The following is a 12,727-nucleotide window of genomic DNA, read 5'->3' on the forward strand; positions in this document are numbered from 1 at the left end:
GTCCGTTCTTCGCGGGCCTTCCCAGAGCCCGCTCGGTCAACATCAGGCGGCCGGGCGTGCTCGTGTCAAGGGCAAGCCCCCCTCCTAAGGCGTCAGATGCGAAGGGACGATATATTTTATCCGCAAACGGTGACTGCGCCAGCTTCTGCGTTTCAACGCAGCCTTCGTCGCGACCTGTCGTGCCAAAGCACGGCCGTCAATTCCGGCTCGAGCGTCACGCCCCGATCACTTTCCTGATGTCGAACTGCGGGTCGCCGAGCGCGTCCTGTCCGCCATAATGGGGGCAGACATTGGGGATGTTCATGTAACGCGGCCGCTCGCTTAGGGCCACCGTCTGCTGATTGCCATCCAGCTCGAGCCAGGTGTAGGGCTCCCAGGCAGGCAGCCAAGGTGTGAGCATTTTCATGAAAGCGCCGACAGCAAGGCTTGCCAAGGTTCCGTTGGTCCACACGACTTGAGGATTGATGCCGGCGGCGCCATACCTGTTCTCCTCGAGGGCAAGATTTTCCGGTGTCAAGAACCCGAGGCAGTGCATGCAAGGCTGTCCTGGAAGGCTTACTATCATCTGCCCGGCGACCGCGAAGTGCCCGTCGGCGACCTGGGTGATGTCCATTCCGATGTCGATTAAAGGCACCGCGAAGCGGCGCGCCGCGCGTTCGAGATAATCCCGCTGCTGGTAACCATCCACGCAGCCGAAAATCACATGGGCGTCGCGGATTAGGTGATCGGATTCTTGCCACGTCGTGTCCGCCGAGAGGACGTCAGCCCAAGGACGTATGCCCCTGATCAGACGCGTGGCGATGTCAATTTTCTTGGTCCCGGCGACAATGTCGCTCTCGGTTCCACCGACAAGCCGGTTCAAGTTGCTGGCCTCCATGGCGTCCGGATCGATAAGTCGGAAATGGCCGACGCCCGCATGCGCCAATTGTTGGGCGATATGAGATCCGCCGCCGCCGAGTCCGGCGACCGCCACGCGCACGTTGGCGAGGAGGTGTTCAGCTTCGGGCCCGAGGAAGCTTTGGCGTGAGAAATCCCTATCGACCGTCATATGTAAAACTCCGTGCTGCCGTCGCGGGCGGCCCGATCAATGACTAGGCGCGGACCGATGGTGCTGAACTCATCGATCTTCACTACCTGCTCGGGCGATAGCCAGACGCGTCCCGCCGCAGTTTTCGGGTTCAGGACGATCGCTCCATGCGGCATTTGCGGACAGACCGTGAAGAAGTCCGGTAAGAACTTAACCTGCTCACGCAGGTCGATTCCGCTAAACCAGAGGTGCTTGGAAAGCCCGTGCATATGGGTGTGGAACACGCCGACACCCTTCAGGAGGGCCAGTTCGAGCGCCTTGCGGATTGCTTCCGACCCGATCATGGCCCCTACCGACGGATCTCTTACATAGTCGTCGTCAGCGACTGGGTAATAGTCCTCGGCAATCAAGGTGACTCCCTCCGCGCCTTCGGCAGCGCGAACCGTAATGAACCCGACGCGTTCATGGGCAAAGGCGTGACGGCGCTCGAGGTCCGCGCGGACGCGAGACAGGAAGGCTTCGCTTGCGCGGAAAGTGACCCTCAAGGCGGGAACGGCCGGAGGCGGCGAGGAGGTCAGCGGCTTGTCGACGGCCGTTGGCTTCCCGAAAACCGTCTGATAGAGCCAGCGCAGGAACCTCTTCATGATCAAGCCGCCTTATCGCTGGCCAGCGGCGCGAGGTGGGCCGCCAGGATTTCATGATACGGCAGGGCAGGGCTGACGTCCCGCCATGAAAACGAGTGCCAGTAGCGTCCGAGCAACGGCACGTTCGCTTCGTTCCAATTGACCGGCCCGCCTACGTTCTCCGCCATGTACAATTTCGTCGGATAGGTCGGATTGTTATGGTTTAGGCATAACACCGCATCCGTGACACGCACCTGGTTGCCCACCCACAGGCGCAACTGCTCCATAAAAATCAAATTTCGCCACCCTTCGGTTTTGAAGTTGACTTCACCGGAGCAGAGTTCACGGATTTGATCCAATCCATCAGGAGGGTCGCCTCCCTCCTCGACGCCGGCGATGATCATGACGAACCTCCGGTGCGAGCATGGCTCATGAAGCGCGATCCGTCGCGCACGGCGACAGTGCTAGCATCATCGAGGTCCTTGAGGCCGTTCGGCGTGATTTCGGCAAGGATCTTGGCGGGGTCAACGCCAACCTGGGCCTTCAATTCGCTGACGATCCACTGGCCGCCGCGGACGCGCTTCTGCGCATTATCGACGAGGATAGTGACCTTATCATCCCCGTGGCCAGGGTTGCCGCCACCGTGACCGGGATTGCCGTCACCGCCGCCGTGGTCTGGGTTGCCACCATTACCGCGGCCGGAGTTGTCTCCGGCGTCGGAATGGCCTTTACCCTTCCCGTCGTCTTGATCGCTCATGTTAGTTCTCCTTGATCCAGAGGCCTACACGGTATACAGTTTCTCAACTAGTTTGCTGCTATATGCGTAGTTTTTATAAGTGTCAATGAGGCGATCCATATGAATGATCCGGATGTGCGTTGGACGGTGGCCCAGCGCTACGAATTCATGGAATGGCGTATTTACTGGACAGGTTCGGTCAACCGGAGAGACCTCGAGACGAGGTTTCAGATCTCGTCGCCTCAAGCCTCGGTCGACTTCCGGACCTATCAGGAGATTGCCCCCGGCAACATCGAATACGACGCGTCGGAAAAGTCGTATGTGAAGACTCGGAATTTCCGCCCGGTTTTCCTGACGTTGTCGCCGGAACGTTATCTCGCACAGTTGCGCGCCATCGAGTCAGGCGCCGCGCGTCTGGCCGATACCTGGTTCGAAAAGACACCCCCGGTGGAGATCATCCCTGAAATATCCCGAGGCCCCGAGGCTTACGTCCTTCGGGCGGTGGTCGACGCGATCGAGACGCGCTCCCAGATCGACGTCTTTTATCAGTCGCTGAGTCGGACAGGCCGCAGAACGATATGCCCTCATGCTCTGGTTCACGACGGGTCGCGTTGGCATTGCCGAGCGTTCTCGGTCGACCGCCAAGAATTTAGGGACTACGTGCTCGGGCGTATCCTTTCGTTCTGGCCGCCCGAGCCCTGTGACATTGATCCCGCCGATGACTTAGAGTGGTCGACGGATTTCGTCCTTAGGATTAAAGCCCATCCAGGCCTTGATGCAGAGCAGCGAGCCGCCATCGAGCACGATTTCCGCATTGAGGGCGGTGAGCGCAAGCTAAAGATGCGGCTAGCGGTGGCGTTCTATTTCGTCAAGCGCCACAACCTCGACCTGCAGTCTCATCCGGACGTGCCGCCAGCACGTATCCAGCTATGGCTGGAGAACCTGGAAGAACTGAACAGGGAGATCGCGTCTGCGAAAGAACGCTCCAAGCGCCTCATCACCGGCCGATCAAACGCACTCTGATATCATCGCCTAAGCGCAAACGTGTTCGTTACTCGTAGCGCCCGCCGACCAGATCGCCCATTGACCGCCGCTTCTTGTACGCAATATCGCGCTGTCGCAGATGCTCCGGTCGTGCAGCATGTGAGAGCGCTGGCAAAGGCGCGCAGGTTCGCCGGCTTTGTCTGCTAGGTCGTGATCGAGATGAGCCGCCGCCAGCACCACCTTGGTGTAGAGGACCGGCTCGGTGCATTCAAAATGGGCAGGGAGTTGGAACAAGCGCTCTCCCGTCCCTGACCGCCAGCTTGCCGCCTCCTCGTCCCGCCATCGGCCGTCACCGAGGTGCGCGATGGTTTTCCCATGCGGAGGACGGCCAAGTGTAGGCTGTTCAGGGCTACGTCGCTTAGCTAGACGTTCCGTTCGTCCGGCATGCCGGCGTCCGCGGCAGTCCCAGCGACAATCTCCCACTCGCCACGAACCCACATCGAGTACAACTCGAAGGGGTCGTCCGGCTTTTGGACCGGATCGGCGTATGTCGCTGTCTCGACATAGGGTATTCCCACCTTCAGCCGCTTTCCTGGGACCTCACCGAAAAGATGGTCGTAGCAGGCCAGCAGCACCGCAATTGAGAGGAGCTTTGAAGACAGCGGTGAAACGAAGGCCTTGCAGCCGCCAAGCGTATTCAGCGCGCGTCGATACCGGTCCATCGCCTCGAACACCTGCTTGTAGGCTTCGAAAGGGTTGTATTCGCATGCGAGGAGAATGTTACGTGGCTCGACTTGGAAGGTGTCGAACAGCAATTCGCGGTGCTCATAGATGATCTCGTCCCCACGTCGCGGCTCTCGCGACGGGAACGGCACAACCGGGCAAATCTCATCCGGGGTGAGTTTCTGGTGGATCCTGTCGAGACGGTCGCGCTGACTCTCCCCAAGAACGGGAAACCAGACGTGCGGTAGGTTCTTAGTTGTCTGCGATGTCAGTTCGCCGGAGAAGCCGCGCACGAACGACACTTGGTCTTTCAGCGAGCCTTAGCCCGCCGCGAGGTCGGACGTGACGCTCTCCGCTGACGTGCAGATTGACGCACCTGCCGGTCGCCGATGCGATGTCGAGGCCACGCAGCAGCACGGCGACGCTCGTCATCGCGACCATCCGAGGCATCGCACTGATGTCCACAATGACGTCGTCATACAAAGTTGGATCGCCGGCCGCGCGAATCTTCTCATAGGTTTGCCGCGACGCGACAGGGTCCTCGAATGCGCCCCCAAGGTTGATATCCACCTCCATTATTCGCTCGGGCGGAAATAGCTTTCCGAGGCCCTCGACGTTCTTCTCCGTCCTGGCATGACGAAGCGCGCTGTCCTGCTGGCCGTTGTGGAACGCGAGGAGCCAGACATGAACGTTGGCGCCGAGCCCATGGAGCCGACGCGCGGTCTCCAACGCGCGGACGTATCTCTCCGCTTCTGATTCCGCGGAAACCTAGAGCCACCTGTCCGCTTCGGGCCCCAAATCTGCCGGTCAGCAATGCGCCTCCATTTCGGCCGTAGGGATTGACTTCGAAATTTACCGAAAGCGTTTCCTATGCCGCGCAATAAGTTGCGCTCGCGCGATTAGCAGAACCGGTGAGGTCGCCGACGACCGGACATTCGCATCGCGTCGTCGTCGCCTCCAAACCTCCATGGCAGTTAGGCGGGCAATCTGACGGCCATCATTGCGGCGGCTCATCCGTATGCCAGGAGTCGATGAGGACCGTCGTTGCTGCCTCCTGCTCACTTTCCGCAATCACGACAGGAATAGCGACAGACGATCGAGGGGACCTTATGCGAGGCTGCTTGCCTGGAATGCCGGCCTTCATTTCGAGCGCTCGCTTTCCGTTGACGAAGACCCGTTGGATGAAGTTCTCCAGCACGTCCATAAGTTGGTGCACATGCTGTCGCTCCGGCGTCCAGCCGCGATGAGCCGCAGCGCTTCCAGCGTCGATCAGGACCGTAAGCAGGTCGTGCTCAGTTTCGCCGATATAACCGCCAGCCTTCAGAGCGTGAAGCTTCTTGGCGAAGGTGTCACCGCCCTCAATTCCAACGCCCTCAAAACAACTGTCCAATGCTGTCCTGAGACCCACGGCCGCAAGCAAGTGACAGCCGGCTTCGTCGGCTTTGTAGGTCTCCTCCATGATGCCGTGAAGCGTGTGGTTTATGGCTCCTGAGACATCGAACCAGTCCGGACGAGGACGCGCGGGAGGCTTCGGAAAAGTCTCCTTCGTCAAATTGGCTTCGCTCTCTGTTTGACCATCAGGACCATACCACTGGTCAACGTCATTCTCGTCCCAGGAACTGGTTTCGTAAAAGACGGCGTTGCAACCGCGACATTCGAACAAAGTATAGGTTACGCCGCCGCACATTGTGTGGCCTTGGCAGTCAGACCACTCCCATGGCTTGTACACTCGACCATGAGCATCGCAGTTCTGCGATCTATTGCATGTCGGACAATGTGCCTTCTCCGGCAACGCGATCTTCGGGGGCTCAGGCACAACCTTAGGCGGTGAGGCTTCCACGGCGCTTCCCCTTTGACAGCTCCATATTCCCTTCGCCACGACCTGCGGTTCAACGGCTCAATAGCAGTCCGCGAAGCTCAAGTTGTGCCCGATTCCGTCGAGTGGGCTATGTGATGGCTTGCGCTTTGCTCGAAAGCTCGAAACACTCTGTCCCGCCTCCTATCGAGCTGGCTCCCTGAAAGCAAACGTTGCCGACCTCCGTAAAGGCACCAGTTTGAGACTTCGGGCCCGCTGGATTGAACATCTGCATTCTTGCGCAGTCTTCCCAGGACGGCGTGCCGGTTCCGTCCCCAACCCAGCCGTTCAACAATTCTCACGAGTTGAAGTCAAGGGCAGAAACGGACGCAGAACTGTGACGTCAAGAACACTCAATGCCTACATGTTCGTCTTTTGTGCTTAGAAAGTCGCATAAATGGCAGTCTGGAAGTTGAAAGGTCAGGACCCAAAAGGCCTCATTTCATTCCATTGAACCCGCCTTGGCCGGATAACCCTTTGCGACGTAGCTAAGAAGGCGGCTTCATAGCCGAGTGCGATGGCGAGGATGCGCTAGTCTAAGTCTAGCATGCATCTGTGAATTTTTGCATGCGCATCGCTGCCGACACCGCCTGGCATGATTGTCGTGCTCGAAAACGGCTGCGGCGATCGCGGCAAAGCGATCGCCGCGATGATGGGGATCAACGCCTGGGCGTTGCAGCGATGCGCGATACAGAGGCCTCCGCCTGGCATCGAGCAACATGCACGGAGGTACGCAAAGCGCAAATGCATCAAGTATTTGAAAGCTAGAAGCGCGCCGGCAGCCTGGGCGGGGGGCTTGGGGTTAGACTGCCGGCGCACGCCACTCATGAAGAGCGGCCCCTTTTCGCGGTTCGGACACCCATAGTCAACCCGGCAGCGTCTGGATGCCCGCTGTGCTCTTTTCAGAGCGGCGCGCGATGCCGGCCATGTCGGCCGATCCTGCCTAGGATGGTGGGCCACTCTCGTCGGCCGAGTTGATGCTCCAGCCAGTATCGCCTCGCCGACCGGCATGAGTTCGCCGTTAGCAATCCTTCGTCGCGAGCTGATGCTATCGTGCACATGTCGCAGCACTCCGGGCGGCTATATCACCTAAGACAGCATGAAGAAGCGTTCCAAGTTCCTGTTCGGCGAGCCCGTGTGCTGACTCGGACAGTGGACGAATTCTCTTGGCGGTACTGCGCCGGAAGGCACTCGCGTCCAACGGAATCAAGCCTCGACTATAGTCCCAAACTACATATCATAATATCATAAGAGCAGTCTTCCACCCGTTTGCAGATTATCCGACTGATCAGGCGGCGTTTGATATGTCCGACCCTGCCTCAAGCATTCCCACAGGTATGGACAGCGATCTCGCTATTGGTCGCAACGTGCTTGGATTCAAGACTTCATTCATAGTTTCTCGAAGGCGATGACAAGGACGTCACGATATGCGAACGGCATTTTCGGATTTTCGGTCACGATCGGTGATACATCATGAAACGTCTTGCGATCGTTGCAAATCACAAAATCATTTGGAAGGTTCATTTCGACATCGCCGAGAGACCGCTTTGAGGCATCAGTAATCGTGCTCATACCGCCGGCCACGTTAACCCGCCCGATCATGTAAGAAACGATGAAATCCACCCCGTCCTGATGAAGGCCCTCGGGTGCTGGTTTGCCGTTTACACCGTCGCGTGCAACAATCCGGTAGGGATGGAGCTTAATATCCCAACGATCATGTCCAGCGGTTTGACATAGAATTCTGCAGAAACCTGTCAGGATCTTGTTTAAGACAGGATGATCTATAAAGGATTGTTCAAAGGGCTCGAAGTAGCGCTTGAAGCCGCCATTCAAGTGGTTGATGGCTTTCGATTGCTCATAAGGGGCATGCGGCAGGAGCCGAAAAATTCCGTCAACTGCGTCAAATTCAAACGCACTATAGCGCCGGTAGCGATAGGTCCCGCCGTCACGCATGTATTCATCGAGAAGCAGTCGATTCCAGTGGTCAGCAAAGTTCTTCCAGCCAGCATCAATTTCGATGCCGAAGCCGGCTTCGGTGCGCTCACCTCTCGAAAACCACCATCCATTCGTCACCAGATGATCAGTGCATTCTTGACTGAGGCTGCATAGCGCCTGGGGTGCGACCTTTTTCATGGGTGTCTCCCGTCTTGGTAATTTGGCGAGGGGGAAGTTTTAAAGGACGCTTGGTGGCTCGCGGCTTGGTGTTCCCAAAGGTGGCGGTGCGTAATATATTTGGGCGTGCTGGCTATGATGGACCGAGGTAAAAAGCGCGTATTATCGACTATGTAGCTGACGCTCCCGCTGACGCCCTCGAGCGCGGACGCTATGGCCCGTTCGCACATCTTGTGAATAGTACTGCCCCATGCACCTGAAACCGCCTCCTGGGACCAGGCTTGCTCAAGCCCTTCCTTCAACACGATTGATCCGACGCCAAGGGAAGCGGTTTCGAGGTGCCGCAGCGCGTCCATGATGATGGCCGCCGCGGGGGCCTCGCGGACTTCGAGAACCTTTTCACCGCTTGAGATGTGTTCGAGCCCAACAAAGCGGCCGTGTCCGAATTTACCAACTGTTTTATTCAGGAGCGGAATTGTGTCGATCAGTGCAACATCACGGTCATCAATTGACACGAGATTTCCGTCTATAAATCCGAGTTTGATCTCTACCGGCTGCTCTGTGGCAATGTTGCGCGTCCAATCAAACGCCTCTTCCGGGATAGAAAAGTTCTCGGGATTTTCCAAAGGTCCAGACTCGAATTCCCGGCACCAGAGGTTTTCGTCTCCGCTCCAGGTGCGGTCCGTCACAAAAGCCAGTCCGAACTTGGAGAGGGCGGCGGCCTTCTGCTGCCGGGAAATCACCGAGCATTCATACGGACTGCCGAAGTTGCCGGAAAATCCCGAGCGCTTGATGCTATTGTTAAGGCGCGGAAGACTATTTTGCGAAAGACTTGCTGTATGAAGAAGCAGCCGTGAGCCGATTGATGTCGCATGATCAACAATCAACGAGGCGATTACGGGACGGCTCAAGGAACTGCTTAACGGATAGTTACCAAGGTACTTGGCGTGGGCCCGAATGGCGGGTTTCACGCCTTGTTCGACAAAAGCTTCCCGCCCTTCGAGACAGACAAAGCGTGCGCCGAACCCGGCTACCGTCTGTTCCAGCAAAGGCTTATCGATGGAAGTTCCGACATCCACCGCGACAGCTTCAATATTCGCAAAGCCAAGGCTTTGCAGCTTGTAGAGAAGGTAGGTGCTGTCGAGACCGCCGCTGAACATGGTTGCAACTGGTGCGTTTCGGTCCGGAAAAGCCTCCAGATCTTCGAAACTCAAAATGCCGCCGGTAGATGGTTTGATCGAAGTTGAGACGGGGTTCATTTGTCAGGTCCTGCTCTCAAAAAAGATGCCGGCAAAGGTTCCGGCGAGGATGAGGCCGGCACCTATCAAGCCCGTTGCGGTCAAAGATACTGTCAGGAGAAGGTGCGCGAGGACGAAACCAAAAAAGGGTTCTGTTCCCATCAGCAAGCCAACCCGTGTCGGCGTGGATTTTCTGACCGCGGCGTTTTGAATGTAGAATGCAGCGATCGTGCAGAAGAGTGAAAGGAAGGCGACGGCGCCCCAAAACTGAAGGGGGGCCTTCACAATAAGGCCGTAGATTCCGAATTGACCCACGGCTAAAACGAAAGTGAGTGTTGCCACCGCCGATCCCTGGATGGCCGTCAGTGCCGCAGACGAAATCTGCCGGCCGGCCAGAAGGCGTTTGGTGGAAACGACCATAATTGCTCGCAGAATCGCAGCCCCCAGCACAAGCGCGTCACCCGGACTGAACTTGCCGATCCCGCCAGTGAGAAGGCCGACACCGATGCAGGATATGGCGGCACTTGCCAATATGCCCGGAGGTGGAAGTCGCCTCGATAGCCCAGAGTCAATGATCGGGGTGACAATTACACAAAGAGAAATGATCAAGGCCGTATTCATTGCGCTTGTTGATGCAACACCGTAAGTTTCAGCAATAAAAATTGAGAAAAGTATTGTCCCCAATACGAGGCCTCGGATGCAATCGCCCCAAGAGATCGATGCTATCTCATCTCTTGCCACCACTGCCATAAAGATCGTGGTAATCAGGAAACGATAAAGAATGAGGATCAAAACCGGCGCATAGAATAGTGCGCTTTTCGCGACCGGATAGCTCGCGCCCCAAACGAATGCGACACCCAGTACGGCCAGGTCGGCCGAGAAGGATGAGGTCAGTGACCTCCTCGCAGGTATTGAAGCACGTTCGAAAACGTCCACGTTCAAGTATCCTTTGTGCCAGCCATCCATGCTACTGTGCAGAACGAGTCAAAACAGATTAAGCCGTCCCTGTAACGTTGGTATCGCGGAACGGTCCGGCCTTCCGCGAGGCGCTCATCGATGTCCCACCGCTGGACTTCATTAAGCGGCGGACGATCGAGCGGCTTTTTGTCCAGTCGTCGCCCGCGTCGGGAGAGTTTTGGCGCCCCCACATGCAGTAGGGGGAGTGTTTGGTTACAAGCTCGGCCCATTCCGATTGCAACCGGAGGGCGGATTCGCATGCACAGATCTTGCTGTAGCGCTGCCTGAGGCTGTTCATGGAGGAACTCCTGCAGGTTCGTGCCGTAGGGTATTTGTGATTCAGCAAAGCAAATGCTGTGCCAATCCAGAAAACCATTTTTAGACAACATGATCGTTTTGATAGTGCAGTGTTTCATACCCAACATTGTCAGAAGGCCGACAATGAGTCCGACTGCCGGGCATGCAACCGAACGCTGTGATCCTGTTATCGTGAAAGGTTTCCCGCTGCAGCCCGGCTTGGCAATTCATCAGGGCCTGTCGCAAATGAGAAGTCGAAGGGCAAGGCGGCTTCCGGCTCGCAGAGCGGTCCGAACGACCTCGGCGCGGTCTCTAAGCCTCGCCCCGATGCAGCTTGGCATACATACTGACTATCTCGTTGACTACGCCTTGCCGTAGTTGCGGACGCTCTACAGCTTCGTACTTTTTCCGGGCGGTGCGCGCGAACTGAAGGAATGGCTGTTTCGGGAAACCGACTTGGCAGTGTCGAACGAGGAAATTGCCCGTCGCTTCTTGGCCGACTGCCGTCCACCCGCACGGTTCCCCGGTATCGGTCCGGTAGGGGCTCTAGCATTGGCTGCATCCGTTGCCGATCCGGGGCAGTTCCGCTCGGGTCGGGAGTTCGCCGCCTGGCTCGAGCCGCGCGATATCGGTTGGCTATGCCCAGGTTCGAGCACCGCGTTCGGCTTCAGCGTCGAGCAGCCGTTCGCCGCGAAGAGCGGCACTGCGATATATTGATGGAAAGGAGAAGGGAGTTCGCGCCGCTTGTGCCCGGAGCTAGTCTCCACACAGACGGCGCAGCAACTCGCTTCGCAGGATCGGCCTCGGATGATAGGCAGGCCGCTGGTCGCTTCCAGCACGACCCGGCAAAGCCGACGGCGCCGAGGTCGAGTTCTCGATGGATACTTCGATGAGTCGCACCGGATTTTCCTGCATCACCTAAACGTCCAGGCACTACGGGACACCATGACTGTCCGCTACGGGCTCACATTCGAAGACCGCGAAGATATGATGCGAGAAATTGATCAGGACGAATTGAAGAAGCTCACAGAGGCCATCAAGAAACTCCGCAAGGATAGCAACCGCCGCCACGAAGACATCCGCGCTGCCAATGATGCAGCCCACATTCTGGTCGTTCAAAAGAGGCGCCGGGCAGAAGAAAAAGAGGTATCAAGCCCCTACGGCTACCGCACCTGGTGGCTTACGCAGGAGACGAAATCCGGTATTGCCGTGGCGCTTGCTTTCCCAAGAAGGCGGTTGCCAAGAGCCATAATGCGGCCAGAGCTGCTCATCAACTACATCGCCTACAATCCGACCACCACTGAGGTTCGTCGAAGCATGGGCGAGATTTCCCATCACTCATGGGTATCCGGCTTGGCACACGCCTTGAGCAGGACGAATTCGAAAAGATCATGAACAAGATCAAGGATGCACACCGTACAGACCCAGCGCGCGCTCAGGCAATGGTCGCCGAGCATTCAAACGCGCTCGTCAGCCAGACTCTTCGCGATTTCAGCATCAAATACAGTAAGCGGTCAGCCGATAACGTCAGGCCTAAAGTTCCAAGGCATGAGCATTTCGATCTCGGATGCCGGCCATCCTTGAGCGATGCGGGTCAAGGTCTGCGAGAGCCAGTCGAGCGGATCGACGCTGTTCATTTTGCAGGTTTGCAGCAAGGTGGCTACCGTCGCCCAGGTTCGTCCACCGCCTTGGCTGCCAGCGAATAGACTATTCTTTCGCGTGATCGTCTGGGGCCTGATTGCACGCTCGACGATATTGGAGTCGATCTCGATGCGACCGTCCATCAGAAAGCGTTCCAGCGCCTCCCGCCGGGTGAGCGCGTAGCGGATCGCCTCGGCGGTTTTGGATTTTCCGGAGACCTTCCCCAGTTCCGCTTCCCATAGATCGAAGAGGCTCGCGACAATGGCCACGGACTTTTCCTGACGGAGCGCGGCGCGGCTTCCGGCATCCTTGCCGCGAACCTCGTCCTCGACCTTCCACAATTCGGTCATGGCGATGATCGTTACCGTCGCGGCCTGTGAGACCCCGCTGATGTGCAGGTCGTAGAATTTGCGCCGCAGGTGAGCCCAGCACCCGGCGAGCCGGATTGTTTCATTGCTGCCGGCTTTGGCCCGTGCCTTGACCAGGTTGGTATAGGCCGAGTAGCCATCCACTTGCAGGATACCGCTGAACCCG

The 12,727-nt window shown here is 57.6% G+C and carries 14 protein-coding genes and 1 pseudogene; 3 read left to right on the top strand and 12 right to left on the bottom strand.

What is annotated here, in order from left to right:
* Nucleotides 1-214 precede the first annotated feature (214 nt).
* Genes NKJ26_RS30075 through NKJ26_RS30090 form a run of 4 tightly spaced genes read right to left on the bottom strand, consistent with a single transcriptional unit; the run spans nt 215 to nt 2,407 of the window.
* Nucleotides 215-1,048 (bottom strand): HesA/MoeB/ThiF family protein, encoded by an 834-nt coding sequence (locus NKJ26_RS30075; protein WP_352699196.1) that lies wholly within the window; start codon nt 1,046-1,048, stop codon nt 215-217.
* Nucleotides 1,045-1,671, bottom strand: coding sequence for a hypothetical protein (locus tag NKJ26_RS30080; protein WP_352699198.1), 627 nt, complete (start codon nt 1,669-1,671; stop codon nt 1,045-1,047). The genes NKJ26_RS30075 and NKJ26_RS30080 overlap by 4 nt, the downstream gene beginning before the upstream one ends.
* A gap of 2 nt (nt 1,672-1,673) precedes the next feature.
* A complete protein-coding gene (locus NKJ26_RS30085) occupies nt 1,674-2,054 on the bottom strand; it encodes a hypothetical protein (RefSeq protein ID WP_172374537.1) in 381 nt (126 codons plus the stop codon).
* A complete protein-coding gene (locus tag NKJ26_RS30090) occupies nt 2,051-2,407 on the bottom strand; it encodes a hypothetical protein (protein ID WP_352699200.1) in 357 nt (118 codons plus the stop codon). Before NKJ26_RS30090 ends, NKJ26_RS30085 begins: the two co-directional genes overlap by 4 nt.
* Nucleotides 2,408-2,506: 99 nt before the next feature.
* On the opposite strand from NKJ26_RS30090, the gene NKJ26_RS30095 reads away from it, so the two are divergent.
* Entirely contained in the window at nt 2,507-3,409 is a 903-nt protein-coding gene (locus tag NKJ26_RS30095; RefSeq protein ID WP_352699202.1) for a WYL domain-containing protein, read from the top strand.
* A 383-nt stretch (nt 3,410-3,792) separates the two neighbouring features.
* Here NKJ26_RS30095 and NKJ26_RS30100 read toward each other — a convergent pair whose 3' ends face one another.
* The 7 genes from NKJ26_RS30100 to NKJ26_RS30130 form a co-directional block, all read right to left on the bottom strand.
* Complete coding sequence (locus NKJ26_RS30100) at nt 3,793-4,395, bottom strand: hypothetical protein (protein WP_352699204.1); 603 nt, start codon at nt 4,393-4,395, stop codon at nt 3,793-3,795.
* The gene (locus NKJ26_RS30105) at nt 4,346-4,822 is read right to left on the bottom strand and encodes a hypothetical protein (protein ID WP_352699206.1); all 477 of its coding nucleotides are present in this window, start codon (nt 4,820-4,822) and stop codon (nt 4,346-4,348) included. Before NKJ26_RS30105 ends, NKJ26_RS30100 begins: the two co-directional genes overlap by 50 nt.
* 268 nt (nt 4,823-5,090) lie before the next feature.
* Nucleotides 5,091-5,780, bottom strand: coding sequence for a DUF4145 domain-containing protein (locus tag NKJ26_RS30110; RefSeq protein WP_352699208.1), 690 nt, complete (start codon nt 5,778-5,780; stop codon nt 5,091-5,093).
* 1,557 nt (nt 5,781-7,337) lie between these two features.
* Nucleotides 7,338-8,081 carry a 2OG-Fe dioxygenase family protein gene (locus NKJ26_RS30115; RefSeq protein ID WP_352699210.1) on the bottom strand — a complete coding sequence of 248 codons (744 nt, stop codon included), beginning with the start codon at nt 8,079-8,081 and terminating at the stop codon, nt 7,338-7,340.
* A complete protein-coding gene (locus tag NKJ26_RS30120; protein WP_352699212.1) occupies nt 8,078-9,319 on the bottom strand; it encodes an argininosuccinate synthase-related protein in 1,242 nt (413 codons plus the stop codon). The genes NKJ26_RS30115 and NKJ26_RS30120 overlap by 4 nt, the downstream gene beginning before the upstream one ends.
* A gap of 3 nt (nt 9,320-9,322) precedes the next feature.
* Nucleotides 9,323-10,234, bottom strand: coding sequence for a DMT family transporter (locus tag NKJ26_RS30125; RefSeq protein ID WP_352699214.1), 912 nt, complete (start codon nt 10,232-10,234; stop codon nt 9,323-9,325).
* 58 nt (nt 10,235-10,292) lie between these two features.
* Nucleotides 10,293-10,553 carry a hypothetical protein gene (locus tag NKJ26_RS30130; protein WP_352699216.1) on the bottom strand — a complete coding sequence of 87 codons (261 nt, stop codon included), beginning with the start codon at nt 10,551-10,553 and terminating at the stop codon, nt 10,293-10,295.
* Between the two features lie 521 nt (nt 10,554-11,074).
* On the opposite strand from NKJ26_RS30130, the pseudogene NKJ26_RS30135 reads away from it, so the two are divergent.
* Both NKJ26_RS30135 and NKJ26_RS30140 read left to right on the top strand, forming a co-directional pair.
* Nucleotides 11,075-11,167 (top strand): annotated as a pseudogene (locus tag NKJ26_RS30135) (transposase); the annotation flags it as partial.
* 330 nt (nt 11,168-11,497) lie between these two features.
* Nucleotides 11,498-11,947 (top strand): hypothetical protein, encoded by a 450-nt coding sequence (locus NKJ26_RS30140; protein ID WP_352699218.1) that lies wholly within the window; start codon nt 11,498-11,500, stop codon nt 11,945-11,947.
* A gap of 119 nt (nt 11,948-12,066) precedes the next feature.
* Here NKJ26_RS30140 and tnpC read toward each other — a convergent pair.
* The coding region (gene tnpC, locus NKJ26_RS30145) for an IS66 family transposase (protein WP_352699219.1) at nt 12,067-12,727 on the bottom strand (661 nt) is incomplete at its 5' end.

This window comes from Mesorhizobium sp. M0152, from assembly GCF_040322415.1.
Taxonomy (GTDB): domain Bacteria; phylum Pseudomonadota; class Alphaproteobacteria; order Rhizobiales; family Rhizobiaceae; genus Mesorhizobium.

What these genes read in the sequence shown, in the direction of transcription:
- NKJ26_RS30075 (WP_352699196.1), bottom strand. Translation starts at nt 1,048, where the DNA reads ATGACGGTCGATAGGGATTTCTCACGCCAAAGCTTCCTCGGGCCCGAA.
- NKJ26_RS30080 (WP_352699198.1), bottom strand. Translation starts at nt 1,671, where the DNA reads ATGAAGAGGTTCCTGCGCTGGCTCTATCAGACGGTTTTCGGGAAGCCA.
- NKJ26_RS30085 (WP_172374537.1), bottom strand. Translation starts at nt 2,054, where the DNA reads ATGATCATCGCCGGCGTCGAGGAGGGAGGCGACCCTCCTGATGGATTG.
- NKJ26_RS30090 (WP_352699200.1), bottom strand. Translation starts at nt 2,407, where the DNA reads ATGAGCGATCAAGACGACGGGAAGGGTAAAGGCCATTCCGACGCCGGA.
- NKJ26_RS30095 (WP_352699202.1), top strand. Translation starts at nt 2,507, where the DNA reads ATGAATGATCCGGATGTGCGTTGGACGGTGGCCCAGCGCTACGAATTC.
- NKJ26_RS30110 (WP_352699208.1), bottom strand. Translation starts at nt 5,780, where the DNA reads ATGTGCGGCGGCGTAACCTATACTTTGTTCGAATGTCGCGGTTGCAAC.
- NKJ26_RS30115 (WP_352699210.1), bottom strand. Translation starts at nt 8,081, where the DNA reads ATGAAAAAGGTCGCACCCCAGGCGCTATGCAGCCTCAGTCAAGAATGC.
- NKJ26_RS30120 (WP_352699212.1), bottom strand. Translation starts at nt 9,319, where the DNA reads ATGAACCCCGTCTCAACTTCGATCAAACCATCTACCGGCGGCATTTTG.
- NKJ26_RS30130 (WP_352699216.1), bottom strand. Translation starts at nt 10,553, where the DNA reads ATGAACAGCCTCAGGCAGCGCTACAGCAAGATCTGTGCATGCGAATCC.
- NKJ26_RS30140 (WP_352699218.1), top strand. Translation starts at nt 11,498, where the DNA reads ATGACTGTCCGCTACGGGCTCACATTCGAAGACCGCGAAGATATGATG.